This window comes from Conyzicola nivalis (genome assembly GCF_014639655.1).
Lineage (GTDB): Bacteria > Actinomycetota > Actinomycetes > Actinomycetales > Microbacteriaceae > Conyzicola > Conyzicola nivalis.
Genome location: NZ_BMGB01000001.1, coordinates 364629 through 390341, shown reverse-complemented (window position 1 = coordinate 390341; position 25713 = coordinate 364629). Strand labels below are relative to the sequence as shown.

The window sequence follows — 25713 nt, the reverse complement described above, 5'->3', positions numbered from 1 at the left end:
GAGGTCGGTGTGCGCTGGCACTAGAGGATGCTGATCGGCTTAACCAGGTCGGCGTAGATGAGCAGCGCGCTCATGCTGCCGAGCAGCACGACGACCACGAGGGTGAGTGGTACGAGCTTGGCGATGTCGACGGGGCCCGGGTCTTTGCGGCCGAACAGCTTCGCGAAGAAGCGACGGATGCCCTCCCACAGCGCGCCGGCGACGTGGCCGCCGTCGAGGGGCATGAGCGGAACCAGGTTGAACACGAACAGCGCGATGTTCAGCGACGCGAGCAGACCGATGAGCCCGGACGCCTTGTCGACGATCGGGATGGTGTCGAGGCTCGAGATCTCGCCGGCCAGGCGTCCGACGCCGACGACACTGATCGGGCCGTTGGGGTCGCGTTCCTCGGTCCCGAAGGCGGCGTTCACGACGTCGACGAGGCGCTCGGGCAGGTTCAGGATCATGTGGCCGACGCGACCGATGTTGTCGCCGACGGCGGGCAGCACGGCGGTGATCGGCTGTTTGACGGTCTCGTAGGCTGGGCCGATGCCGAGGAAGCCGACCTCTTCGGTGACCGAGTTGCCGTCGGAGTCTTCGACGATCGCACCGTCGGCGTCGTAGACGTAGCGCTCGGTGAGCAGCGGGACCGAGGTGAGCGTCACGGTCTCGCCGTCGCGCTCTACGACGATGGTGAGGTCGTCTCCCGCGGAGTCGCGGATGATCGCCGTGGCCTGGTCCCACTCGGTGATCGTGGTGCCGTCGAGGCTCACGAGCTTGTCGCCGGGCAGGATGCCGGCCGCCGCCCCTGGGGCCTCGGTGTCGCCGGCCGAACACTCCGTGCCGCCGTCGGTGCTCTCACTCGTCTGGCTCACGACGCACTCGGAGACGCTGCCGATCGTCGTGGAGACCTGCTGGGCGCCGAAGCCCATGAGCAGCACGGCGTAGAGCACGATGCCGATCAGCAGGTTCATCACGGGCCCGCCGAGCATGATGACGATGCGCTTCCACACGGCGAGCCGGTAGAAGACGCGCTCCTCCTGCCCGACCACTACGGTCTCCGCACTCGCCGTTCTCGCATCCTGAACCAGCGTCTGGAAGAAGCCGGTGCTCGCGGTGCGCGCCGAAACGGTGCCGTCTTTCGCCGGCGGGTACATGCCCGCCATCGAGATGTAGCCGCCCATCGGGATTGCCTTGAGGCCGTACTCGGTCTCGCCGAACCGGCGCGACCAGAGCGTCGGACCGAAGCCGATCATGTACTGGCCCACCCTCACCCCGAAGAGTTTTGCGGGCAGGAGGTGGCCAACCTCGTGCAGGCCGATCGACAGCGCTAGGCCGACGACGACGACGAGTATGCCGAGCACATAGAGAAGGACGGATTCCACTGGCTAAGAGTAGCGCCGGGAAACCATGGATCCGCTGTGCGGCGGCTGCACGGCGCTAGTGCGCGTCGAGCAGTGCGTCTGCCGTCTTGCGGGCCCAGCGCTCGGCCTCGTAGACGCCCTCGAGGGAACGCTCCCCCGCCTCGTGCTTCTCGACGACGCGCTCGATGGTGTCGAGGATATCGAGGAAGCCGATGCGGCCGGCGTGGAAGGCGAGCACCGCCTGCTCGTTCGCGGCGTTGAACACGGCGGGGAACGTGCCGCCGAGCCGGCCCACGGTCTTGGCGAGCTGAACGGCGGGGAAGACGTCGTCGTCGAGCGGCTCGAACGTCCAGGTGCTCGCGACGGTCCAGTCGAGCGGCGTCCCGACCTCTTCGACCCTGTTCGGCCAGTCGAGACCGAGCGAGATGGGCAGCTTCATGTTCGGCGGACTGGCCTGGGCGATCGTCGAACCGTCGACGAACTCCACCATGGAGTGCACGATCGACTGCGGGTGCACCGTGACGTCGATGCGGTCGTAGGGCACGTCGAAGAGCAGGTGCGCCTCGATGACCTCGAGTCCCTTGTTCACGAGGGTGGCCGAGTTGGTCGTGATGACCAGACCCATGTCCCAGGTCGGATGCGCGAGCGCCTCGCGCGGGGTGACGTTGGCGAGCGAGTCGCGGGAGCGTCCGCGGAACGGACCGCCCGACGCCGTCACGATGAGCCGGCGCACCTCGGCCGCGGTTCCGGCGAGGAGAGCCTGGGCGATGGCCGAGTGCTCCGAGTCGACGGGCACGATCTGGCCGGGGCTGGCGAGGGCCTTGACCAGGTCTCCGCCCACGATCAGCGACTCCTTGTTCGCCAACGCGAGCGTCGCATCCGTTTCGAGCGTTGCCAGCGTCGGGCCGAGGCCGACCGATCCGGTAATGCCGTTGAGCACGACGTCGGCGGTGACGCCGCGCACGAGGTCGCTCGCCCCCTCGGCGCCGAGCGCAGTGTGCTCGACGCCGAAGGCTGCTGCCTGTTCGGCGAGTTTCTGCGCATTGGTACCCGCGGCGAGGCCGACGAGTTCGAAACGTTCGGGATTCTCGGCGATGACCTCGAGGGCCTGCACACCGATGGATCCCGTGGACCCGAGGACTATGACTTTGCGCACGGGGCTAGCTTAAAGCGAAAAGGGACCGGGCCTGACGGCCCGGCCCCTCTTCTGGACGGCTATCAGCCCAGACCGACTAGCCCGGGCCCACTAGCCCAGACCGACGATGTCGATGATGAACACGAGGGTCTGGTCGGCGAGCTCGCTCGTCGAACCCTCGGCGGCGGTACCGTAGGCGAGAGCCGGCGGGATCACCACGAGTATCTGCGATCCGACCGTCTGGCCCTCGAGCGCCTGGGTGAAGCCGGGGATGACCTCGGCAGTGTTGAACGGGGCCGGCTCGCCGCGCTCCCAGCTGCTGTCGAAGACCTCGCTGGTCGCCCAGTTCATGCCCGTGTAGTTGACGATGACGTCGGCGCCCGCGCCGACCTCCTCGCCGTCGCCCTTCTTCAGGACGGCGAGCTGCAGCTCGGTGGGTGCGTCTCCGCCCGGGAGGGTGAGGGTGGGGGTTCCGGACTCGTCGTCGGCGATGCTCACCTTGATGTCGGGGAAGCCATCGGGAAGAGGCTGGTCTTCGCCGTCGGCCTTGGGGAGGGTCGGGGCGACCTCGGCCGGCTTCTCGGCGGTCAGCAGGTCGGCGACGACGACGAGCGAGTCGTCGGCCTTGAGTCCGAGGCCCTCGAGGCTCTCGGCGGCGATGCCGTCTTCGGGAGCGATGACTCCGACGACACGGCTGCCGGCGGTGGAGCACTGCAGGGTCTTCGTGAAGCCCGCGATCAGGCTCTCGTCGAGGGTCCACTCGACGGGTGCGTCAGCGTAGTCCGTGGCGTCGATGCTCTCGCCGGTCGTACCGTTGTAGACCGAGAATTCGGCGGTGATGTCGAAACCGGCCTCGGCCACTGCGCCGTCACCGTCGATGACCACGGAGCGCTGCGTGGTCTTCGTGGTGAGCGGGTCGTCGATCTTGACGGTCGGCGCCGCCCCGAACTTGCCGGAAACGTCGACGCTCTCCGACGCCTTGCCCGACTTGGCGGGCGTGCAATCGGCGCTCGCTTCGGGAGTGGCGGCGCTACAGGCCGCGAGAGATCCGACGAGGCCGAGAACGACCACTAGAGACAATGCTGTGCGCAATTCCGCACCCTTCTATAACCGTGCTGCGGGTGATCCCCGTTTGCGGGGAGCAGCCCCCATTGTGGCCCATCAAACTGAGGGCGACGTGAGTCGCGGCTGAATAGCTTGTAACGGAACGGCCTGAATCAGCGCAGCCGACTGCGCGCGATCGTCACACCGAGCAGGCCGAGGAGGCCCAGTCCCGCCCACACCGCCAGCAGCGTGCCGAGGGGGAAGCCGAGCAGTTCGATGGGCCGGACGACGACCACGGCCGGATCGACGGTCGCGCTGTCGGCGGCCGCGACGATGCCGATCTCGCTGCTGATCTGGGTGGCGGGCGTGTCGAGCCTGACGTCGACCACCGTGAGGAAGGCGCCGAGACCGCTGAGTGCGGGCTCGGTGACCTCGCCCGCCCATGCCGTGCGCACTCCCGCGTCGAGCGGCACGTCGGTGGTGCCGGCGCGGACGAGGTCGACGCGGGTGTCGGAGAAGACGTTCAACCGCAGCGACTGCTCGCTCGTCTCGGCCTTCGCCATGCCGAGCGGGTACTGCAGGGACTGACTGGGGAAGGAGATCTGGATCGGGTCGAGCATCCCGTCGAGCAGCGTGCCGTCGGCGCCCTCCGAGGCGGAGAGTCTGACGGCGACGAACTGCCACCGCTTGTCGATGTACTGCTGGAGCTGGCTCGACACCTCGCCCGTGAGCTCGAAACCGTTGTCGGTCAGCCAGCGGGACAGCCCGGCGGTGTCGGTGGCTTCGAGGGTCGTCGCCTCGAGCGGGCCGACCGCGACGCGGGAGATGACCTGCGGGGCGGTCTCGGGTGCGCCGGGGGCGACCAGGTTGCCCCACCAGTCGTCGACGACCCGCTCGCGCGGAAGGGTCTGGGCGTGGAGGGCGTCGAACAGTGCCGGGTCCCCCGGAGCGATCGTCGCCGGCGTGGGCGTCGGCACGATGAGCCCGCCGTTGGCGATCACGGAATCCACGCCGAGCGAGAGCACGATCGTCTCCACGCCGTCTTTCAGGCTGAGGATCGCCGATTCCGACGTGACGTCGACGACGGCACCGGGTGCGGACACGACGGCGCCACACCCGCAGGCGTGGGCGGGAGCGGCGGCGGTGAGGGTCAGCAGAACGCTCGCGACCGCCACTGCCCAGAAACGCCTCATTTTCCCATCGTGTCATACCCCGGGTCGGGGTTTCCCCAGAATCCCTCAGCTACGCGGGCACGACCACGATCTCCGGTTCGTGCAGAACCGGGAAGTTCACCGACGCCGCGATGAAGCACTTCGTGCTCGCCTCGTGGTGGAGCGTGAGCGCGAGCGCGGCGTCGCCGCTCGCGATCGTGACCCGCGGGCGCAGGGTGACCGAGGTGAAGTGGCCGCCGCCGTCGGCGGTCTGCACCATCGTGCCGGTCGCGGCGTCCGAGTAGTCGGTCACGACCACGCCGTGGCTCGCCGCAACGTGCAGGTAGCTCAGCAGGTGGCATTCGGCGAGCGCCGCGAGCAGCAGTTCCTCGGGGTTCCAGCGCTCGGCGTTTCCGTGGAAGACACGGTCGCTCGACCCGTCGATCGGCTGCTTGCCCGCGGCGGTGATCACGGTCTCCCGGCCGTAGGCCTTGTAGCCGCTCGTGCCGGTGCCGCGGTTGCCGGCCCACTTGATGTTGGTCGCGTAGTGGTGTTCGAGGTTCATCTGGTCTTCTCCCGAGTAATCTTGACTCCATCATGACTGACTTGCTCGCATCCACCACGGCCCCGTTCGTCTCCACCGTCGTCGAGGAGCGCCGCGTCGTCACGGCGATCCCCGGTCCGAAGTCGCTGGAGCTGCACGAGCGCCGCCTCGCGGTGGTTCCTCCCGGCGTGTCATCCATGCTCCCCGTCTACATCGAAAAGGCGCACGGCGCGATCGTCGTCGACGTCGACGGCAACCAGTTCATCGACCTCGGTGCCGGCATCGGCGTGACCACGATCGGCCACACCAACGACGCCGTGGTTGCCGCGGCCACCGAGCAGCTGCGCAACGTCACCCACACGCTGTTCACCATCACGCCGTACGAGAGCTACGTGCGCGTGGCCGAACTGCTCGCCGAGCACACCCCCGGCGACCACGCGAAGCGCACGGTGCTGGTGAACTCCGGTGCGGAGGCGGTGGAGAACGGTGTCAAGATCGCCCGCAAGCACACCGGACGCAACGGTGTCGCGGTGCTCGAGCACGCGTACCACGGTCGCACGAACCTCACCATGGCGATGAACTTCAAGGCGTCGCCCTACAGCACCGGCTTCGGCCCGTTCGCGGGCGACATCTACCGCGCGCCGAGCTCGTATCCGTTCCACGACGGACTGAGCGGTGCGGATGCCGCCAAGAAGACGATCGCCCACCTGGAGAAGACGGTCGGCGCCTCCGATCTGGCCTGCCTCATCGTCGAGCCGATCCAGGGCGAGGGCGGATTTATGGTCCCGGCCGCCGGTTACCTGCCGGCCTTGCAGCAGTGGTGCACCGAGAACGGCATCGTCTTCATCGCCGACGAGATCCAGAGCGGCATGGCCCGCACCGGAAAGTACTGGGCCAGCGAGCACCTCGACGTCGTTCCCGACATGATCCTGTCGGCCAAGGGCATCGCGGGCGGCCTGCCGCTGGCGGGGGTCACCGGCCGTGCCGAGATCATGGACTCCGCCCAGCCCGGTGGTCTCGGCGGCACCTTCGGCGGCAACCCCGTCTCCGCTGCAGCCGCCGTGGCCGTCTTCGAGCAGATCGAGGCGAACGGCCTGCTGGCCGAGGGCGAGCGCATCGGCAAGACCCTCACCACCGCGCTGCTCGACCTGCAGAAGCGCTACCCGGTCATCGGCGACGTGCGCGGCATCGGGGCGATGGTCGCGATCGAACTCGTGCGGCCCGGCACCACCGAGCCCGACGCCGCCTCGGTCACCTTCCTCGCTGACTACGCCGCAAAGAACGGCGTTCTGCTCCTGACCGCGGGAACCTACGGCAACGTGCTGCGTTTCCTGCCGAGCCTGGCCATCAGCGACGAGCTGCTGCTGGAGGCCCTCGGCGTGCTGGCCGACGGGTTCGCCGCGCTCTGACCCCTCGGTCGCTGAGCTTGTCGAAGCGCCCCTTCGACGAGCTCAGGGACCGCCTCGGGCCAGGCGCTTGCGCCTCGCCGCCGCGGAGAGCTGCGCCGCGACCACGAAGACGATCGCGATCACGAACACCGCCGACGCGATGACGTTGGCCTCGGCCGGGATGCCGCGGGCCGCGGCCGTGTAGACGTACTTCGGGAACGTCACGAACGAGCCCGAGTTGAAGTTCGTGATGATGAAGTCGTCGAAGCTGAGCGCGAAGCTGAGCAGCGCGGCGGCGATGATGCCGGGCAGCAGCAACGGGAACGTGATGCGCATGAACACCTGCGTCGGCGACGCGTAGAGGTCGCGACCCGCCTCCTCGAGCGCCGGGTCGAGGCTCGCGACCCGCGCCCGCACGGTGACGACCACGAAGCTGATGCAGAACATGGTGTGCGCCAGGATCACCGTGAGCGCGCCCTTCTGCACCCCCGCGGTGAGGAACTCGGCGGCGAGCCCCGCGCCGAGCACGACCTCCGGCGTGGCCATCGGCAGGAAGAGCAGCAGCGTCGTCGAGTTGCGGAACGGGAACCTGAAGCGCACGAGGGCGATCGCGATCATCGTGCCGAGGGTTGTGGCGAGCAGTGTGGCGGCGACACCGACCACGAGGCTGTTGCCGAAGGCGGCGCAGACACCCTGCGCCTCGCAGACCCGCGCCCAGTTGTCGAGGGTGAACCCCCGCCAGACGATGTTGGAGCGGCGCGAGTCGTTGAACGAGAACGCGATCGTGTAGGCGATCGGGATGAGCAGGAACACGAAGGCGAGACCCGAGTAGATCCACAGCGCGTACCGCCCGAACCAGCGAGAGAGGGAAGACATCAGAGCAGGTCGTCCGTTCCGCTGCGCATGACGTAGACACTGACCGGGATCAGGATCGCCACCATGAGGATGAGCGACAGCGCGGCCGCCGCCGGATAGTTCTGCAGCACGAGGAAGTTGGCCTCGATCACGTTGCCGATCATGGCCGTGTCGGTGCTGCCGAGGAAGTCGCGGCTGGCGTTGATGTAGTCGCCCGCCGCCGGGATGAAGGTCAGCAGTGCGCCGGAGATGATGCCGGGTGCCGCGAGCGGCACGGTCACGCGGAAGAACGTCGAGGCGGGGCTCGCGTACAGGTCTCCCCCGGCCTCGACGTAACGCAGGTCGAGCCTCTCCAGCGAGGTGTAGATCGGCAGGGTCATAAACGGGATGAAGTTGTAGGTGAGACCGAAGATCACCGAGAAGGCGGTTCCGGTGACGTGCTCGCCGGGGGGCAGGATCTGCAGGCCGTGCAGGGCCGAGACGAACCAGCTCTCGTCGGACAGCAGCTGCTTCCACGCCAGCGTGCGCAGCAGGAAGCTGATGAAGAACGGGGCGATCACGAGCGTGAGCGCGAGCGCCTGCAGCAGGGGGAACCGCCGCAGCTTCACCCCGATGAAATAGGCGAGCGGGAAGCTGAACAGCAGGGCGGCGACCGTCGCGGTGGCCGCGAAAGCGAACGAGCGGACGATGTGCGGCGTGTAGGTGTCGAGCACCGTCGTGTAGTTCTCCCAGCGGAAGGCGGTCTGGTACTGGCCGATGTCGCCGAACTCGACGGGCGCCTGAAACGACGTGATCACGAGCGACAGCAGCGGCGCCAGAAAGAACAGCGCCAGGTAGAGCACGCCGGGCAGCAGCAGCAGGAGCGCGACCTTGCTGCGCTTGCGGATGGCGGGCTCCGCCGGCGCGGTCGCCGTGGTCGTCGCCCCGAACGCTCCGAAGGCCATTCCTAGGCCCCTTCCAGCTCCGCCTCGAGTTTCTCCCGCCGTTGCAGGGCGAGGGAGTGTGTGTCGGTGTCGGAGGCGAACCGGGGTGCGTCGGCCGGGTCGTCGGCGAGACCGAACCCGTGGTCGGTGTCCCAGGTGAGCCAGACCTCGGCGGCGAGCGAGACCACCGGGCCGAACACCATGTTCTGCGCGAAGACCACGAGAGTGCCGAGACCGGGGACGGCGACCTGGTACTGCGTGCTCACCCCGCTGAAGGAGACGTCGGTGACGCGGCCAGGGCCGACGACGTTGACGTCGGGCTGCGGTTCGGGGGCCGCCGTGTGCAGCCTGAGCTTCTCGGGCCTCACGCCGATCGTGACCTGGCCGGCGTGGCGCTGGGCGCGCTGCCGGGGGATCTCGATCTTGCGCCCGGCGACGTCGACGACGATCGATGCCTCACCGGAGGAGACCACCGGTCCGGTGAAGAGGTTCGACTGCCCGAGGAAGTTCGCGACGAACGCGGTCTTCGGCAGCTCGTACAACTCCTCGGGGGCGCCCATCTGCTCGATCTGTCCCTTGTTCATCACGGCGACGGTGTCGGCCATGGTCATGGCCTCCTCCTGGTCGTGGGTCACGTGTAAGAAGGTCAGTCCGACGTCCTGCTGGATGGCCTTCAGCTCGATCTGCATCTGGCGGCGCAGCTTGAGGTCGAGGGCGCCGAGCGGCTCGTCGAGGAGGAGCAGGGCCGGACGGTTGACGACGGCCCGGGCGAGCGCGACGCGCTGCTGCTGGCCTCCGGAGAGCTGCTGCGGTTTGCGCTGGGCGAGGTGGTCGAGCTCGACGAGACGCAGCGCCTCGTGGGCGCGAGCCGTGGCATCCGCGATTTTGCGTCTCTTCAGACCGAAGGCGACGTTCTCGAGCACGCTCATGTGCGGGAAGAGTGCATAGCTCTGGAACACGGTGTTGACGGGGCGCTGGAAGGGCTTGGTGGTGGTGACGTCGGTGCCGCCGATCAGGATGCGGCCGGCCGTCGCGTCCTCGAGGCCGGCGACGAGGCGCAGGGTCGTGGTCTTGCCGCAGCCGCTCGGACCGAGCAGGGCGAAGAACGAGCCCGCGGGGATGGTCAGGGTCAGGTCGTCGATGGCGGTGAAGCCCGGGAAACGCTTGGTGATCCCCACGAGTTCGAGGTCGGCGCCTGATTCGGCGAATGATCCTGCCATGGTGCTGCTCCCTGTGCTTGTGTGGGCTAGACGCCGAGCAGGACGCTCTGGAACTCGGCGCCGTACTTCTGCTGCTGCTCGGACGTGAGCGTGCGGAACGACTTGACAGTGGCGAGCGTCTCCTCGTCGGGGAAGATCAGCTGGTTCTCGGCCAGTTCGGGGTCGATGGCCTGCATCGCCTCCTTCGCACCCTCGACGGGGGTGATGTAGTTCACCCACGCGGCGACCTCTGCCGCGACCTCCGGCTCGTAGTAGTAGTTCATCAGCGCCTCGGCGTTGGCCTTGCGCGTCGAACCGATCGGCACGACGAAGTTGTCGTTCCAGATGGTTCCTCCGGCCTCGGGGATCGCAAATTCCCACTTGTCGCCGGCCTCTGCGTTGATCACGGTGATGTCGCCCGACCAGACGATCGCGGCGAGGGTGTCCTCGTTCGTGAGGTCTTCGAGGTAGGAGTTGCCCTTGACGTTGCGGATCTGACCCGACTCGACCTGTTCGCGGAAGATGTCGATGCCCGTGCTGAAGTCGTCATCGCTGAAGTCTCCCGAAATGTCGACGCCCTCCTGCAGCATGATCAGCCCGATGGTGTCGCGCATCTCGGAGAGCACGCCGACCCGGCCCTTGAGCTCGGGGTTCCAGAGGTCGTTCACGCTCTTCAACCCGTTCGGCAGCTTCTCCTTGTTCCAGCAGATGCCCGCGAACCCGCCCTGCCAGGGCAGCGACATCGTGCGGCCCTCGTCGAAGTCCGGGTTCTGCAGGCTGGCGATGAGGTTGCCGATGTTCGGGATGTTGGCGTGGTCGAGTTCCTGCGTGTAGCCGAAGTTGATCAGCCGCGCGACCATCCAGTCGGTGAGGCAGACCGTGTCGGCACCGATGTCCTGGCCGAGGGCGAGCTGGTCTTTGACCTTGCCGTAGTAGGAGTTGTTGTCGTCGACGTCGACGAGGTAGGTAACGTCGATGCCCGTCTGCTCGGTGAACCGGTCGAGAGTGGGGTAGCTGCCATCGTCGGCCTCGTCGATGTAGGCGGCCCAGTTGGCCCAGGTGAGCGTCTTGTCGCTGTCGGAGGTGTCAGCCGCGGCGGTCGGCTTGGTGCTCCCGCCGGTGCTGCAGGCCGCGAGGGCGAGCGCCGCCGCGACGCTGCCGCCCGAGGCGAGCAGGGCTCGGCGGGAGACCTGCGAGGCGCGAGCCTGCTGAACGAGCTTTCTGATCATCGGGTCTTCGGGAAGGGCTGCGTTCAGGGTGGCTCTGCTCACGTGTGCTCCTCTAGTGCGCGCGGTGCGTTCAGTTGGCGTCCGTGACACGGTTCGCCCCGACCTCTCGAATGTGTGAGTCGATACTGGCATAGCGAGCGCGTCGCGACCAGCAATCCGCGACGGAAACATTCACTTCGTAACATGGATTTCACGAAATCAGCAGAACGAGGTGTTCTTTGCTGCGGAATCGTTGGTCGGGCTAACGCGGCGCTGCCGGGTGGCGGCTACGGGATGGGGACGCCGGCCGGAAGCGTGGCGCGGGTCACCGTTCCTGCGGGGTCGAGCAGCCAGAAGGCTGTGGAGCGGGCGGTGTCGAGAACCGGGGGCAGGGCGCGCACCCGTGTCACCGCGCGGAACTCGCTCGCGCTGCAGGCGTCGACGATCACGGCGTGCGTCGACCGGGCGGCCGCGAGGGCGCCCCATTGCGACTGCCAGGCGTCGAGGTCGCCGACGATGGCGTGGGCGCGTCGGGGGCGGGTGACGGTGAGACCGGGCTGGTCGGTGGCGGGCGGGTCGGCGGCGGGCGGCGCGGCCGAAAGCGGGGCGGCACCGACCTCGACGATCGCCCCCGGCTCGGCGAAATCCGGCAATGCCCGGCGTAGGCGGGCGGTGAAGTCCACGGGTCGGTTCGACACGACCGCGAGCGGGGTCGCGGCGTCGATCACTGCGGGAGCGTCGGGCGGGTGCGCCGCGTCGCAGTGCCGGCCGGGTCGGCGGCTCGCCACCGGGCGCTCGTGGTCGACCGCCACCTGGAGTCGCAGCCCGTTCCACCGCCCCGCGCCCGGCGGAAGCCTGCCGACGAAGTCTCCCCCGTCGCCGCCGGCCAGCACGTGCTCCTGACGGTTGGGCAGCCGCAGCAGCAGGCGGCTTCCGCAGAGACCGACCACGGGGTGCAGCCCGGGGGTGAGCCGCTGGGCCGTGATCGCCCAGTGGATCCCGCGGGCGGGACCCTCGCGCAGGCACTGGGTGACCAGCTCGAGCACGGCCGACTCGTACTCCTCGGGAAACCGGCCGAGCAGCGCGTCGACGTCGTCGAGCAACACGAGCCGGGGCTGGTGATCCGAGTCGCGGGGATCGCGCAGCTCGGCGAGCAGCGCCACGAGGGCGTCCCACGCGCCCTCGATGTCGGCGGGAACACGCTGCACCTCGCCCGAGGCGGCGAGCGTCGCGAGCAGGGTGGACTTGCCCGAGCCCCCTGCACCGACGACGAGCAGGTTGCCGTGCTCGACGGGACGATAGACGGCGACGGGCTGGCTCTGGTTCGCCGGATCGTCGAGCCGGCCGAACGGGATGCCGCCCCGGTCTCCCGCCGGCAGGGTGTCGAGACCGACCACCGTCGGGAGCGGGTCGAGCCACGGGCGGTGCGGCCTGTGCTGTTCTGCGGCCCACAGCGCGGCCACCCGGTCGATGTCGCCCTGCGCGACGAGGGGGAACTGCGCGAGAACCGGCTCGCCGCCGTCGGCCGCGACGATCGCGCGGCCCCGCGGTTCGACCGGGAGGCTCGCCGCGGCATCCGAACCGATGACGGCCGCGCTGTCGGCGCGGTTGTTCACCCGCAGCGAGAGGCGCAGGGCGCTGTTGGCGAGCACGGAATCGCGGATGACTCCCGCCGGTCGCTGGGTGCACAGCACGAGGTGCACGCCGAGGGACCGCCCCCGCGAGGCGATGTCGGCGAACACGGCGTGCAACTCGGGGAATCCGGACACCATGGCGGCGAACTCGTCGACGACGATCACCAGTCGTGGCAGGCGCGTGCCGTCGGGAAGGGTGTCGATCGATTTCGCGCCCGCCGCCGCGAGCAGGCGTTCGCGTCGGCGCAGTTCGGCAGCGAGGCTTTCGAGGGCGCGCTGGGCTCCGTCCTCGTCGAGGTCGGTGATCACGCCGACACAGTGCGGCAACCGTCCGAGGGCCGCGAACGCCGACCCGCCCTTGAAATCGACGAGCAGCACGCTGGCGTCGCCCGGGCCGTGATCGTGGGCGATCGCGAGGATCCACGCGGTGAGCAGCTCGCTCTTGCCGCTCCCGGTGGTGCCGCCGACGATCGCGTGCGGGCCCTGGGTCACGAGGTCCAGCCGGAGCGGGCCGCGCGCGGTGACGGCGACGACAGCGGCGAGCGAGGGCCGGCCGGCCGACCGGGGTTCGCGTGGCCCGAGGGCGTCGAAGTCGAGACGGTCGGGCAGTGGGTCGTCGCCGAACCCCGCGCGCGCGGCGTCCGCGGCCAGCCCGCGCGCGACCACTACCGCCTCTTCCCTCGACACCTGTTCGAGCCGCACGGGTGCGAGCTGCGATCGGTCGGGGTGTTGCTCGATGCGCGACCGCAGCCCGCTCGCCGTGACCACGATGCGGGTTGCCGCGGGCAGCCGATCGCTGCGCTCCGCGACTCCGACCACGATCTCACCGGCGGAATTGCCGACGCGCACGACAGTGCGGGGCTCGCCGTCGTCGACGATCGTGACCTCGTGCGGCGCGAGGCCCAGCCAGGCCCACTCCGCCCGGTCGTCGGTGGTAACGGCAACGGAGTGCCCGACGGGCGACAACGAGGCGAGCACCTGCAGCACCAGCCCGCGCGTGGTCGCGTTCGCGACGACCCGCGGCCCGACGACGCCGATGCCGAGCCGCGCGTCGAGAACGAGGGGCGCGTCGATGAGCCTCGCCGCGCCGTCGACCAGGGCGCGGAGAGCCACGTGCGCGTCGTCTCGCCCGCGCGCCGCGGCCGCCCCCTCGAACTGCACCGAGCTCGCCCGCTCTCCCGCGCCGATGCCGACGGGCACGGGCTGGTCGAGGCCCGCCAGCCAGCGCTCCGATTGCGGCCAGGTCGACCACACGAGCCGCCGGGCAGACGGCAGCGACTCGGCGAGCTCCTGGCGCTCGCGCTCGTGCGCCGCCGCGACCTCGGCGCTGGCGGCTTCGAGTTCGGCCCCGAACCTCTCGTTCTCGCGCCGTCGCCGACGACGGGATTGGAGGCGCGCATCCGCCAGGCTTGCCACGGCGACGGCCGGGCCGAGGGCCGCGAAGACGAGGGCGAAGACCGACTGCGTGATGAGCCAGATGGCCACGCTCACAACGACGGGCGCGATGGTCGCCATGACCGGGAAACTGTAGGGCTGCGGCGGCGCGGGAAGCGCGGGCGCCGCGATGCGGTGATGTTCGGATGCCACGGAGCCAGCCCATCACTCGGGCGACGCACGCCGCCGCCCGGAATCGCTTCTGTGCACTGTCCGGGCCCGGGGCGGCGTGGGGAGGAGAGGCCGCGCTCAGCTCACGACGAAGAACTGCTCGCCGATGTCGACGCGCGTGCCGCGCGCGACGACCTGGCGCTTGCCCGGGTCGAGCCGCTGGGGCCGTGCGTCGGGCTGCCGCACGACGGTGCCGTTCGCCGAGAAGCGGTCGACGATCCAGAAGGCGCCGGCCGATTGCCCGAACTCGAGGTGGGTCTTCGACACCGACTTGCCCGGGTCGACGATCGCCACGAGATGGTCGACGAACTCGCCCGGCTGAACGACGGGGTTGCGTCCGACGAGACCGGTACCGAAGACCGTGGAGTTCTCCCCCGTGCTGAACTGCAGTACGAACCGGTCGCCCTGACGGTTGCGCACGATGCGGGTGGCTTCCACGTCGTCGTGCTGGCGGTCGAGGGTGGAGGCTGCGCCCGCGCTCGTTAAGGCCGGTCCGATCGGCTGGGCGGTTGGCTGCGTCGGCGGCGTGCTGGGCTGGGCCACCGGCGTGACGGGCTGAGCTACCGGCGTGACGGGCTGAGCCACCGGCGTGACGGGCGGGGCCACCGGCACAACGGGCTGGGCCACCGGCACGGCCGGCACCGAGAGGCGCGCGGGCGGCGTCGGTGCGGGCGTCGGTGCGGGCGTCGGCTCGGACACGGGCACCGAAGGCGGGACGATCGTGCGCGGCGGCGTGGTCTCCGCGGGTGTGACGGAAGCGGGCGGCGCAGCGGGCGGCGCAGCAGGCGGCGCAGCAGGCGGCGCAGCGGGCTTTGGTTCGCGCACGGGCGCGGCGGCGGCGCTGAAGTCCGGCTCGAGAAACGCGGGTACCGAGGCGTTCAGGTCGAGCGGCTGGATGATGGCGGTGTCGCCCGGGCGCACGCGGGTCTGCGGTTCGACCAGTCGGGGCACCGCGACGGCGGCTCCGCACTCGCCGCAGAACATGGCACCGGCCGGCAACACTGCGCCGCAGCTTCTGCAATTCACGGGGTCGCCCCCTGACGATCCGAACCTCGTCGAGCGGCCGCTTTTTTCCCCTCGGCCGGTCGACCGGTGCGTCGCGAGTCGCGAGCACCTCGTGCCACAGTACCAAGAGACCGCAGCGAGACGAGCGCTTTGAGCCGCTGCCAGCGCGTCGTGCCGGCATCGAGTCCGGCGCTGAGTTCGGTCACCGCCTTCCAGACCTTGTCGGCCTCTTCCTTGCTCGGTTCGCGCGGCGAGAACACCGCGCGGTCGCTGATCGCGGCGAGGATAGCGGGTTGGCTTCCTCCCACGGTCAGCGCGACCTCCCGGCGCGTGGAGCTCGGGGACAGGTCGACGCCGTGGTCGACGATCGCATCGCGGTACTCCTGCCAGCCGCCGCTGATGCGCGCGAGCGGGGTCGCCGCGCGGCGACGCAGCCGACGACGACGCACCTTGGCGGCGACGATCATGAGGAACGGCGACACAAGGACGGCGAGCCCGAGGGCGACCCAGCCGACGATCCGGGCGACGAGGAGGGCGATGGCGAGCCAGGCGTCGTCGGGTGCCGGCTCGTCGGGAGTGGACTCCTGCGGCGTCTGATCGTCCTGCCGGTCGGGCTGCAGAGGGGGCGGCGGAATGACCGACTGCGGGCGGGACACCGTCGTCGGCTCTTCGGGCTGTTCCTCGGGGATCTCGCGCACGGGCGGGTTCGGGTCGATGCTGACCCAGCCGTACTGCTGAGTGTCCACCTCGATCCAGGCGGTGACCGCGTCGCCGGTCACCTCGGTCGCGCCCGTGTCGTCCACCTCGGGCGCGAAGCCGAACACCACCCGCGCCGGGAACCCGAGCTGGCGCGCCATCAGAGCCGCGGTGACCGAGTACTGCTCGGCGTCGCCGATCATGCGCTGGTCGGTGAGCAGCTGGGTGATGCGGTCGGCCGAGTGGCCCGACCGGCTCGCCGGCTCGTCGTCGGAGATGCCGTGGCTGATGTAGCCCTCGGCCTTGAGCCCCTCGAGCATGGCCGCGAGCCGGTTGCCCTCGCCCTCGACACCGTCCACGTACCGGTCGAGCACGATCTCGGTCTCCTCCGGCAGCACGGTGATGCCCGGCACGACGGCCGAGCCCGGACGCAGCGCGCCGACCGCGTCGGTGCCGGGCTGGCGCGGGATGACGGCCTCGAGCGAGTACTCGTCGCCGGGTCGCAGACCGCCGATGACCGCCGCGGTACCCGCGGTGTCGTTGTAGTAGAAGGCGTTGCGCAACGACGTGGCGCGGTCCCCTGCGAAGTCGATGGCCTCGAGCTGCCCCGCGGTGGGAACCCACACGCCGCTGTAGCCCTCCACCGTGACATCCAGAACCACAGTCTCCCCCGCGACCGCCGACTGGTCGAACCGGTACGGCACCCGCGTGAACGACCCCGACTCGCTCGTCACGGTGGCGCTGCCGACCGAGTAGACGATGCCGTCGTAGGTGTCGAGGGTGGCGATGCGGATGCGGCCGTCGGACGGCAACCCGCTCACGCTGAACAGCACCTCGTTCGCCGTCTCCGACTGCAGGTAGCGGCGGAACCCGGCGAGCGGGCTCACGTAGTCGCGCGGGTCGAAGGGCTGCACGACGGCCGACCGGGCGACCTCGCGCGGTTTCGACGGCGGAGCGAAGACGGCGCCGGCGACCCCCGCGGCACTCGCAATCGCGAGGATGACGGTCGTCGCGACGATGGTGCGGATCCCGAAGAGACGATGGTCGGATGGCACGGGGGCACCCGTGCCGTCGGTGCTGCGCGCATCGGCGGCGAGCCGGTGGATCGCCTCCCGCCTGGCGTGCCAGCGCCGCCACATCAGCCACACCAGCGTGACGACGATGAGGGCGATGGAGAGCACGAGCGGCGCGGTGGCGTAGTCCGGTCCGAGGGCGAGCGCCGCGAGGTACAGCGCGATGGGACCGGCCGCCGCGATCCCGCCCCGCTTCGCCCGCAGCGCGGTGCTGAGCGCGACCACGCTCACCCCGAGCACGAGCACGAACGCGGGAACCAGCAGTGCCTGGTAGTTGCCGACCGGCAGGGTGATCGTGAGCAGCTGCTTCCAGCCGAGCGCGACTCCCGACACGAGTTGCCAGAGGCCGTCGAGCGTGGGCAGCACCCCGTACAGCGCCTGCAGCGGTACGGCGAGCGGCACACCGAGCAGGAGGAAGGCCACCACGGTCGCCGCGAGCACGATCGCCGACGACCAGCGGAACGCCGCGCCGAGGATCGCGATCGCCGAACCGGCAAGGGTCGTCACGGCCACCAGCAGCACGATCGACGGGCTCTGGTAGATGGGCCAGAACGCGACGGACGCGACGGCGATGCCCGCCCAGAGGAAGAGGGTGTTCCAGACGACGTACGCCGCAGACACCCGGCGGCGCCTCATACCGCGACCACCCTCGCGAGCGACTTGGGCAGGTCTTCGAGGTAGCCGATCGTGAGTACGCTCAGGCCGGGGGCGGTGCGCAGTTTCGGAGCGGCATCCGGATCGCACACGACGGCGATCACCTCGACTCCGGCGGGGAACTTCGTGCTGGCCGCGCGCAGCTCGGTCGGGGTCGCCGCGGAGCCGCAGATCAGGAAGGCGACGGACACCCCCGCCACCTCGTTTCCGGCCACCCGCGCGATGTCGGTGATCGCGATGGCCGTCTCGGCCGCGTCGACGACGGCCAGTTCGTCGAGCAGGCGCTCGCGGCTGCGCGTCGACAGCGAACGCACGGCGAAGATCTTGCGCGCCGCGAACTCGGGGGTCTTCTCGCTCACGACCACCGAGACGTCGCGGATCTCGCGGATGGCGCGCGAACCGAGCGAGCCGGCGACACTCACGGCCATCTCGAACTCGTCCTCGGTCGCGTAGTCGGAGCTGGCGAGACTGAGCGCGATGACGATGTGGCTCCGACGGGTCTGCTCGAACTGCCGCACCATGTAGGTGCCCGTCTTCGCGGTGGACTTCCAGTGGATGTTTCGGCGCTCGTCACCCGGCTGGTAGTCGCGCAGGGCGTGGAAGGCGATGTCGGAATTGGACAGGTCGCGGGTCGGGGTGCCCTCGAGGTCGCGCACCAACCCGGCGCTCATGCTCGGGATGCCGATGGTGCGGGGGTGGATGAAGAGTTCGGATGTCCCGGTCCACACGAGCTCACGGCGCACCAGTCCGATCGGGTCGGCGCGCACGGTGCGGGCCGGTCCGACGGCGACGACACCGCGACGACGGGTGGGGATGGCGAATCGCTGCACCGACTCCGCCCCCCTGGCGAGACTCGGCACGGCGATCTCGGCGAGCCCGTGCGCGACGGGGATCTCGACGGTGACGCCGAGGGTGCGGCCGATACCGGCGTTGCGCACCACGACGGTGCCTTCCGCCTCCTGACCGACGACGACCCGCGAGTGGGCGACATCGAGCGTGATCGCGACGGCGTTGCGGCCGACGAGGTAGAGGATCGCGACCGCGACCAACACGATGCCGGCGAAGCCGGCGACGACGAGCTCGACCCAGCCGAGGCCGTAGCCCGCGAGCAGCGAGACGGGGATGGCCGCGAGGACGACCCAGCCGAGCGGGGTGACGACGGCGGCCGCCCGCGCCACGAAATGTCCGACGATCGTGCGTACGGCGCGTGCGATGCGCACGGTGGTGATCACCGTGTCTGCGAAGAATCCGGTGCGGTTGCCGACGATCCTCGTGCGCGCGTTGGTGAGCCCCTCGGTGGCCGTGGGGAAGTTCGAGTCGGACCGCAGGGTCACACGGCTTGCCGATCGCTCGGCGGGGGCGTCTCGATCAGCAGCTGGGCGATGATGCTCGTGCCCGTCACGCCGTCGAACTCGGCCTCGGGGTCGAGCACGAGGCGGTGCGCCAGCACGGGTTCGGCCAGCGCCTTCACGTCGTCGGGGGTCACGTAGTGGCGGCCGTTCGACGCGGCGAGGGTCTTCGCGGTGCGCACGAGGGCGAGGGCGCCGCGCACGCTCGCCCCGAGCCGCACCTCGGTGGCCGTGCGGGTCGACTCGACCAAGCGCGACACGTAGTCGTTGATCGTCGGGTCGACGTGCACGGTGCGGGCGAGACGCGCCATCTCGATGATGACCTCGGCGCTCGCGATGGCCGGCACCGTGGTGTCGTGGGCTCGGGTTCCCGCGCCCTCGAGGATGCGGAGCGTCGACGCGTGGTCGGGGTAGCCGATCGAGGCCTTCATGATAAAACGGTCGAGCTGGGCCTCGGGAAGCCGGTAGGTTCCGGCCTGCTCGATCGGATTCTGGGTGGCGATCACCATGAACGGCAGAGTCACGGGGTGTGTGACGCCGTCGACCGTGACGGTGCCCTCTTCCATGACCTCGAGCAGTGCCGACTGGGTCTTCGGGCTGGCCCGGTTGATCTCGTCGGCGAGCACGATGTTGGCGAAGATGGGCCCGCGGTGGAACTCGAAGTCCCCCGAGCGCTGGTCGAAGATGCTCACGCCGGTGATGTCGCCCGGCAGCAGGTCAGGGGTGAACTGCACGCGGTTGCTGACGCCGTCGACGCTCTGCGCGATCGCCCTGGCGAGGCTCGTCTTGCCGGTTCCGGGAAAGTCCTCGAGCAGCAGGTGGCCCTCGCTGAGCAGCGCGGTGAACCCGAGCCGGATGACGAAGGTCTTGCCGAGCAGCACGGTTTCTACGTTGGTGACGAGCCGTGTGAAGTTGTCGGAGAACCAGCTGGCCTGCTCGGGTGTCATCGTCATGCAGTGATCTCTGGTCTCTCTCTAGTTTCCCGAGGTCGGGGACGAACCCGGCTGTTCCGGGGCAGGGTTGGGGTCGACGCAGGCACTCTCGAGAACCACAGAGTCCTCGAGCGATTGCCCGCCCGCCGTCACCGTGGTCGTTATCCGGACAGCTGTGGCGGCCGGAGGGACCGGCCCGCCATTAGTGTATGCGGCGTAATCGCTCCAATTGTCGATCAACGGGCCACCCGGCTCGCCTGCTTGAGCCAGGTTGAAGGACGCCTCATAGGCAACGGTCTGGCCGCCACCATTCATCGGATCACGAAGTACGACACGACCCGGATCGTCGAGGATTTCCGGTGCGCAGCTCAGGATGGTCGCTCGGGCGTTGAGTGGCACAAACGTCGTCACGCCTGACGGCAGCCCGCAGTACGCCTCCGTAGCATCCCTACATGCTCGGAACGCTACCGTCAGGGATGTCCCATAGACGGCGGTGTTTCCCGTCGAAGTGACCCACTGGTTGGGAGTGGCGTCGGTCCAGTCGGCGGTTCCGATCTTGTACTGGTATCGACCGACGAATCCCTGTGCGAAGGGAGTTCCGAGCCGGATATCGAGTTGGGCGTTGCCCTCGCGGGCCTCAAGGCTCGCCGTGTTCGTCGGAGGGCCTGGCGGCTTCTTGCTCTCCGCTGGCCCCGTCGAGACGATCGAGCAGTAGCGGCCGTTGTCGGCGAAGACGTAGTACGTGTAGATCTTGCCGTCTTGTACCTTCGTGTCTGTCCAACTCAACGACGTCAGCCCTGACACGTCAGGCGAAACGCAGGCGGTGGGCGCCGCGTTGCCCGACTCGACCCGGCGCACGCTGTAGGTCGGTGTGCCGCCGCCGTTCGCCCCGAAGGTCCCCCAGGTGACGGTGATGCTGCCGTCGGTACCGCTCGCAGCGGCGGGCGCCTGGGCGGGCGCGGTAGGAAGGCCGACGGTGGTGACCGACCTCGGAGCCGAGCGCACCCAGTCGGCCGACGTCGACACCTGAGCGCTGTTGCGGGCATACACGCGCACCGAGAACTCGGTGGCGGTGGGAAGACCGCTGAAGGTCGTGCTTGTCGCCGTGCGCCCCAGGTCACGGGTCTCGCCGTTGAATTCGACGCTGTAGCCGGTGATCGGTGTTCCCGGTCGCGGGTCGGGGACCGTCTGCCACGACACGGTCACGGCGCCGCCCATAGGAGCCAGGTCGGCCGCGGCGGGCACGGCCGTGACGTCGGGCGGTGCGGGCAGGTAGTCCACGGTGTACTGGTCGCTCGCGGCGCTCCGCGCCGACTCGCCCACGCCGTTCACGGCGATGACCTGCAGGCTGTACGGCTCGCCGACCGTGAGACCGGGCAGGGCGCAGATCAGCGCGGTGCCGCAATCATGGCTGTAGTTTCCGCTGGCGCTCACGACCCGGTAGTTCGTGATCGGCGAGTTGTTCGGCTGGGGCGCGACCATGCGCAGGGTCAACGTGTCGCCGCCGAAACTGTTCGCCTGACGCACCGGTTTCGCCGGGGCATCCGGAACATCCTGAACCGAAATGCGCACCGAACCCCACACGTTGCGGTCGGGGTCGCGGCTCGCGTCCGAGACCTGGTACTGCACCAGTGTGTCGACGGGTGCGGCGTTCGCCCCCACGTTCACTGTGAGCCGGGAATTGTCGCTGGAGGCGGTGACGGTGACCCCGGCGGGCAGGGACGCGCCGTCGATGCCGCGCACCGCGACGACGCGCAGCGGCTGTCCGGGGAACGGGTTGGTCGCCTGGTCGTTGGCGAGCACGTCGACGACGGTCGACTGCCCGCGGCGGGCGACGGCCGTGTCCCCCGCCGGCACGGCGAGCGGCCTGGTGGACGGCACCACGCGCAGCTGGATCCGGCCCGACTGTCCCTGGGCCAGCGCGTCGCGCACGCCGAGGGTGATGGCCGTCACGGTGTTCTTGGCGGCGGTGTCGCGCGCCGTGATGCGGAGGCTCTGACCGTCGAGCTCGTAGTCGAAGCCCTCCGGGAACGGCGCCAGCACCGAGTACGCGAGCTCGTCGACGTCGTTGGTGTACGGGTAGTTGGTCACCTGCGTGAGGTCGACCACCTTTTGCTCGCCCGGCTCGAACTCGATCGTGGCGCCGGTGAACACCGGCGGCTGGTTTTCGCGCGGGTTGACCGTGATGGGCAGCACGAGATTGGCCGTACGCCCGGCCGGGTCGTTCGCCGAGGTGCCGTCGGTCACCTCGAACGAGATGGACGCGGGTCCGAAGTACAGGTCGGCCGAGGTGAACGAGAGGGTGTTCGAGTCGACGACGAGCGAGGAGCCGTCGGAATGGGTCGCCCGCACCGTGCTCGAGTCGGTGATGCGCACGCGTCGGCCGTCGACCGCGAGCACGTAGTCGTTGAGCTCGATGGTGAGCGTCTCCTCGCTCACGACCTGCAGCCTCGGCGCGTCGCGGTTGAGCTGCGGCAGAGCGTCCTTGAAGCCCGGCACCCAGATGAAGGCGTAGGAACGCGCCGAGCTGTCGTCGGGGTTGGTCACCGCGAAGGGGATGATCTGGCGCTCTTCCGCGATAGTCACCGCGATCTGCTTGTTGCCGGTCACCCGCGCCGTCGTGTCGTAGCCGGAGACGATCGACAGGTCGAGGCCGTTCACGGGGCCGTCGGCGAAGAACACGTTCGCGAGCACGTCGACGTTGATCGTCGTGCGGTCGAGGACATCGGTGAGCGAGAGCACCGTGTCGCGGGCCACCGGATAGGCACGAGGCGCGTCCTCACTGACGATCACCGTGACGAAGTTCGAGCTCGATCCACCCACCTCGTTGGCGATCGTGTAGACGAGGCCGTAGCTGCCGGGCGTCTCCGGGGCCGCGATGTCGACGATGGTCTCGTTGTCGTCGATCGTGGCGGTCAGGGTCTCGTCGTTGGGCTGCACCGACACGACCCGCAGCGCGCTGCCGTCGGGGTCGGAGTCGTTCGCGAGCACCTGCACCGAGACGGTGGCGCCCGGACGCACGTCCACCTCGTCCTCGATGGCCACCGGGTTGCGTGCGTCGGCGAGCGGCGGGCTGATGCCGATACGCACGGTACCAGTGGCGCGCGCACCCAGGCTGTCGCTGACCGTGTAGGCGAAGGTGTCGGTGCCCGCCGAATACACGCCGGCCTCGTACTCGATGGTCGACGTGCCCACCGCGATGACGCCGCCCTTCTCGGGGCTGGTCTCCTGGCCGAGCAGTTGCACGGAGTCGCCGTCGGGGTCGATACCGTCGAGCGGGATGTCGATCGTGACGCTGTCGCCGGCGATGACCCTGGCGGTGACGGTGACGGGAACCGGCGGATGGTTCGTCTCGGCGTTCGGCTCGCGCACCTCGATGTTCACCTGGGCCTGCGCCGTCTGCCCGAGGGGACCGATGAGCTCGTAGACGGCGGTGAAGTTACCCGTCGTCTTCGGGGCGAGGTAGCGCAGCGTGTCGCCGGAGACGAAGAGCAGTCCGGAGTCGCCGCTGAGCCCGTCGACCAGCACCGGGTTGAGCGTCATCGGCTCGCCGTCGGGCTGCTCGTCGTTGCTCATGACGTCGATCGTGATGGCGTCGCCCACGCGCACCGTGGAGGAGTCGTCGCGGGCGATCGGGGGTTGCAGACGTTCCGGGGGCGCGACCTCGACGACCGTGATGGTGCCCTGCGATTCTGCGAGTCCGTTCGTGATGCGGTAGCCGAACGAGACGGGCCCGGCGAGCGGGCCGATGAGGGTGACGCGCACCGAACGTTGTTCGAGCACCTCGGCGCGGATTCCGGATGCCTCGGGCACACCCACGATGCCCGTGACGAGCAGCACTCCCCCGGCCGGGTCGATGTCGGTACCGGCCACGTCGACGGTGCGGCTGTGCAGCGTCGGGATGAACACGGTCTTGGGGATGGTGATGGGTGCGGTGTTGGCGTCCGGCGGCGCGGTCACGTCCACCCGGACGAGGCCGGTGACCGTCTGGTCGTTGTCGGTGACGACGTATTCCACGTAGTGCGACCGGATCTCGTCGGTGGAGAACCGGAAGGTGCCCGTTTCGAAACTCGGGGTGATCGTGACACCGGTCTTGGCCGGTACCGCGTTCAGCCGGACGGCGCCGCTTCCTCCGCGCACGTGCTCGAGGGGCGAGATGGTGATCTCCTCGCCCGAGTAGGCCGGCACCACGAACGGGTCGGCGATGATCGGCACGTCACCGGGCGCGCGCGTCGTGACGGTGAGCGAGCCGCTCGCCGTGGCCGAGCCGTCGGAGACCACGAGTGCCACCGTCGAGGAGCCGAGGCTGGTGCCGCCGTCGGTGACGATCACGGTACCCTCCGGCTTGTAGCTGACCGCCATCGGACTCGCGACGCTCGCCGACGCGAGGTAGAACGGGTCGCCGTCGGGGTCGATCCAGTCGTCCAGCACGGGCACGGTGACCTGCGCCGAGCTCGCGACGGTCGCCTGGCTGTTGCGCACCTGCTGCGGCGGGGAGTTCTCGCCGGGTTGCCGAACCGCGACCTCGACGGTCGCGCTGGCCGCACCGCCGCGACCGTCGTCGATCGTGTAACCGAAACTCACGGTGCCCTGCGCGTCCGGGGCGAGGGTCAGTTGCAGCTCCTGGCCGTTCTCGATCAGGTCGATGCGCCCGACGGCCTCGTCGATGGCGTTGACCGAGCTGACGACGATGACGTCGGCGTTGGGGTCGTAATCGTTGAGCAGCACGGGCAGCACGCTCGACCGGCCCGGCCGAGCCCCGAAGTCGTCGTCGACCGCGACCGGCGGAAGCTGGTCCTTCTCGATCTCGGGCGGGGTGTTCTCGTCGTTCTGCTCGACCTGCTGCTGGTCCTCGTCGACGTCGATGAGGTCGTCCCAGTTGTCGATCAGTTCGCCGCCCTCCTGAACCGCCCACGACGCGCCGCCGAGCGCGTCGTTGAGCAGCAGCCGGGTGCCGTTGACCTTGAACCCGAGCGCGGCATTGCCCGGCATGTCGAGTTGCAGCGTGGTCGGTTCATCCGAATCGTCGCAGAGCCGCCACGACTGTCCGTTCGACCAGGCCGCGAACGTGCACCCTCCCAGCACGACGGGCGCGGCCGCCGTGCCCGCGCCGCCCTCCGCCAGAACCGAGATCTCGCCGCCCGAGAACGAGACCTCTGCAAGACCGCCCGAGTGCGCCACGAGCACCGCGTCGCCGGTCGCGCTCGCGGCCTGCAGCACGACGGCGTCGTCGACCGTGTCGTCGAGGTCGACGACGCGGCCCGACAGCTCGAGCTCGTTGGAATCGAGGTCGAGCACCGCCCAGCGCCCGGCCACCGAGGTGATCGCGAAGGTTCCGGTCTCTCCGCCCAGCTCGGTGTCGTCGCTCGCCGTCACCGACATCGAGGCCGCCGCGTCGACGCGGTACACCTCGCGGGCCTCCGGCGAGAACGCGAACAGCAGGCCGTCCTCGTCGACGCTGACTACCGAGCCCGCTCCGAGGCTCAGGGTGGGCTCCTGCCCCGCGTCGAAGTCGCCGAGGTCGGCGGTCGGCATGATCCAGATCTCGCCGCTGCCCTCCGAGTAGACGACGGTGTTGTCGCCGGCGAGGAAGACCCCCGGCTGGTCGGGGGGAAGCGGCACGCTGTCCGAGACTTCGGATGTCGCGGCGTCAACGATCTCGAGGGTGGCGTCTGCCCGGTCGAACATCACGACGGTGGAGCCGCGCTGCACCACGTCGAGGTCCGACCCGGCGCCCGCGACCACGCTGTTGAGCTCGAGCACCTCGGTGTTCGCCCGCCCGATGAAGCTCTCCTCGCCGTTCGACACCCAGACCGAGGCGTCGCCGAGGTCGAGCCGCTGCGCGGTGTACCCGGTCGAGACGATCGCGACCGTCGCGACGAGGGCCGCGACAACGAAACCGCTCGTCGCGGTGGCGACGAGCGATGTGTGGGATCGGATCCAGCCCCTGATCATTCGGGAGGCCTGTTCGGTGT

General features: G+C 69.5%; 16 protein-coding genes. 1 reads left to right on the top strand and 15 read right to left on the bottom strand.

Going from position 1 to position 25713, the window contains the following annotated elements:
* Positions 1 to 20 precede the first annotated feature (20 nt).
* The 5 genes from IEV96_RS01975 to IEV96_RS01955 form a co-directional block, all read right to left on the bottom strand.
* Positions 21 to 1364, bottom strand: coding sequence for a M50 family metallopeptidase (locus IEV96_RS01975; protein WP_188509032.1), 1344 nt, complete (start codon positions 1362 to 1364; stop codon positions 21 to 23).
* Positions 1365 to 1419: 55 nt separating this feature from the next.
* Positions 1420 to 2499, bottom strand: coding sequence for a 1-deoxy-D-xylulose-5-phosphate reductoisomerase (gene dxr / locus IEV96_RS01970; protein ID WP_188509031.1), 1080 nt, complete (start codon positions 2497 to 2499; stop codon positions 1420 to 1422).
* 90 nt (positions 2500 to 2589) lie between these two features.
* Positions 2590 to 3570, bottom strand: a complete 981-nt coding sequence (locus tag IEV96_RS01965) for an FKBP-type peptidyl-prolyl cis-trans isomerase (protein ID WP_188509030.1) — start codon at positions 3568 to 3570, stop codon at positions 2590 to 2592.
* A gap of 125 nt (positions 3571 to 3695) precedes the next feature.
* Complete coding sequence (locus tag IEV96_RS01960; protein ID WP_188509029.1) at positions 3696 to 4715, bottom strand: DUF2330 domain-containing protein; 1020 nt, start codon at positions 4713 to 4715, stop codon at positions 3696 to 3698.
* Between the two features lie 49 nt (positions 4716 to 4764).
* Positions 4765 to 5238, bottom strand: coding sequence for an OsmC family protein (locus tag IEV96_RS01955; RefSeq protein ID WP_188509028.1), 474 nt, complete (start codon positions 5236 to 5238; stop codon positions 4765 to 4767).
* Positions 5239 to 5270: 32 nt separating this feature from the next.
* On the opposite strand from IEV96_RS01955, the gene gabT reads away from it, so the two are divergent.
* Positions 5271 to 6626: a 4-aminobutyrate--2-oxoglutarate transaminase gene (gene gabT / locus IEV96_RS01950; protein ID WP_188509027.1), complete on the top strand. Its 1356-nt coding sequence runs from the start codon at positions 5271 to 5273 to the stop codon at positions 6624 to 6626.
* A gap of 42 nt (positions 6627 to 6668) precedes the next feature.
* Here the strand turns inward: gabT and IEV96_RS01945 are convergent, their stop codons facing one another.
* The 10 genes from IEV96_RS01945 to IEV96_RS01900 all read right to left on the bottom strand — a co-directional run bounded on the left by IEV96_RS01945 (position 6669) and on the right by IEV96_RS01900 (position 25693).
* Positions 6669 to 7481 carry an ABC transporter permease gene (locus IEV96_RS01945; RefSeq protein ID WP_188509026.1) on the bottom strand — a complete coding sequence of 271 codons (813 nt, stop codon included), beginning with the start codon at positions 7479 to 7481 and terminating at the stop codon, positions 6669 to 6671.
* Entirely contained in the window at positions 7481 to 8404 is a 924-nt protein-coding gene (locus IEV96_RS01940) for an ABC transporter permease (protein ID WP_188509025.1), read from the bottom strand. The genes IEV96_RS01945 and IEV96_RS01940 overlap by 1 nt, the downstream gene beginning before the upstream one ends.
* A gap of 2 nt (positions 8405 to 8406) precedes the next feature.
* Positions 8407 to 9603: an ABC transporter ATP-binding protein gene (locus tag IEV96_RS01935; RefSeq protein ID WP_188509024.1), complete on the bottom strand. Its 1197-nt coding sequence runs from the start codon at positions 9601 to 9603 to the stop codon at positions 8407 to 8409.
* 26 nt (positions 9604 to 9629) lie between these two features.
* A complete protein-coding gene (locus IEV96_RS01930; RefSeq protein WP_188511081.1) occupies positions 9630 to 10811 on the bottom strand; it encodes an ABC transporter substrate-binding protein in 1182 nt (393 codons plus the stop codon).
* 266 nt (positions 10812 to 11077) lie between these two features.
* Positions 11078 to 14011: an FtsK/SpoIIIE domain-containing protein gene (locus IEV96_RS01925; RefSeq protein WP_188509023.1), complete on the bottom strand. Its 2934-nt coding sequence runs from the start codon at positions 14009 to 14011 to the stop codon at positions 11078 to 11080.
* 96 nt (positions 14012 to 14107) lie between these two features.
* A complete protein-coding gene (locus IEV96_RS01920; protein ID WP_188509022.1) occupies positions 14108 to 15031 on the bottom strand; it encodes an FHA domain-containing protein in 924 nt (307 codons plus the stop codon).
* Positions 15032 to 15051: 20 nt separating this feature from the next.
* On the bottom strand, positions 15052 to 17424 hold the full coding sequence (locus IEV96_RS01915; RefSeq protein ID WP_229732952.1) for a transglutaminase-like domain-containing protein: 2373 nt from the start codon (positions 17422 to 17424) through the stop codon (positions 15052 to 15054).
* A gap of 11 nt (positions 17425 to 17435) precedes the next feature.
* Positions 17436 to 18791 (bottom strand): DUF58 domain-containing protein, encoded by a 1356-nt coding sequence (locus IEV96_RS01910; protein WP_229732950.1) that lies wholly within the window; start codon positions 18789 to 18791, stop codon positions 17436 to 17438.
* The gene (locus tag IEV96_RS01905) at positions 18788 to 19759 is read right to left on the bottom strand and encodes an AAA family ATPase (protein ID WP_188509020.1); all 972 of its coding nucleotides are present in this window, start codon (positions 19757 to 19759) and stop codon (positions 18788 to 18790) included. The genes IEV96_RS01910 and IEV96_RS01905 overlap by 4 nt, the downstream gene beginning before the upstream one ends.
* Before the next feature lie 21 nt (positions 19760 to 19780).
* Positions 19781 to 25693: an Ig-like domain-containing protein gene (locus IEV96_RS01900; protein ID WP_188509019.1), complete on the bottom strand. Its 5913-nt coding sequence runs from the start codon at positions 25691 to 25693 to the stop codon at positions 19781 to 19783.
* Positions 25694 to 25713 lie beyond the last annotated feature (20 nt).

Coding starts and splice junctions, on each gene's coding strand:
- IEV96_RS01930 (WP_188511081.1), bottom strand. CDS start 10,811: ATGATCAGAAAGCTCGTTCAGCAGGCTCGCGCCTCGCAGGTCTCCCGC.
- IEV96_RS01945 (WP_188509026.1), bottom strand. CDS start 7,481: ATGTCTTCCCTCTCTCGCTGGTTCGGGCGGTACGCGCTGTGGATCTAC.
- IEV96_RS01900 (WP_188509019.1), bottom strand. CDS start 25,693: ATGATCAGGGGCTGGATCCGATCCCACACATCGCTCGTCGCCACCGCG.
- gabT (WP_188509027.1), top strand. CDS start 5,271: ATGACTGACTTGCTCGCATCCACCACGGCCCCGTTCGTCTCCACCGTC.
- IEV96_RS01955 (WP_188509028.1), bottom strand. CDS start 5,238: ATGAACCTCGAACACCACTACGCGACCAACATCAAGTGGGCCGGCAAC.
- IEV96_RS01905 (WP_188509020.1), bottom strand. CDS start 19,759: ATGACGATGACACCCGAGCAGGCCAGCTGGTTCTCCGACAACTTCACA.
- IEV96_RS01960 (WP_188509029.1), bottom strand. CDS start 4,715: ATGAGGCGTTTCTGGGCAGTGGCGGTCGCGAGCGTTCTGCTGACCCTC.
- IEV96_RS01935 (WP_188509024.1), bottom strand. CDS start 9,603: ATGGCAGGATCATTCGCCGAATCAGGCGCCGACCTCGAACTCGTGGGG.
- IEV96_RS01940 (WP_188509025.1), bottom strand. CDS start 8,404: ATGGCCTTCGGAGCGTTCGGGGCGACGACCACGGCGACCGCGCCGGCG.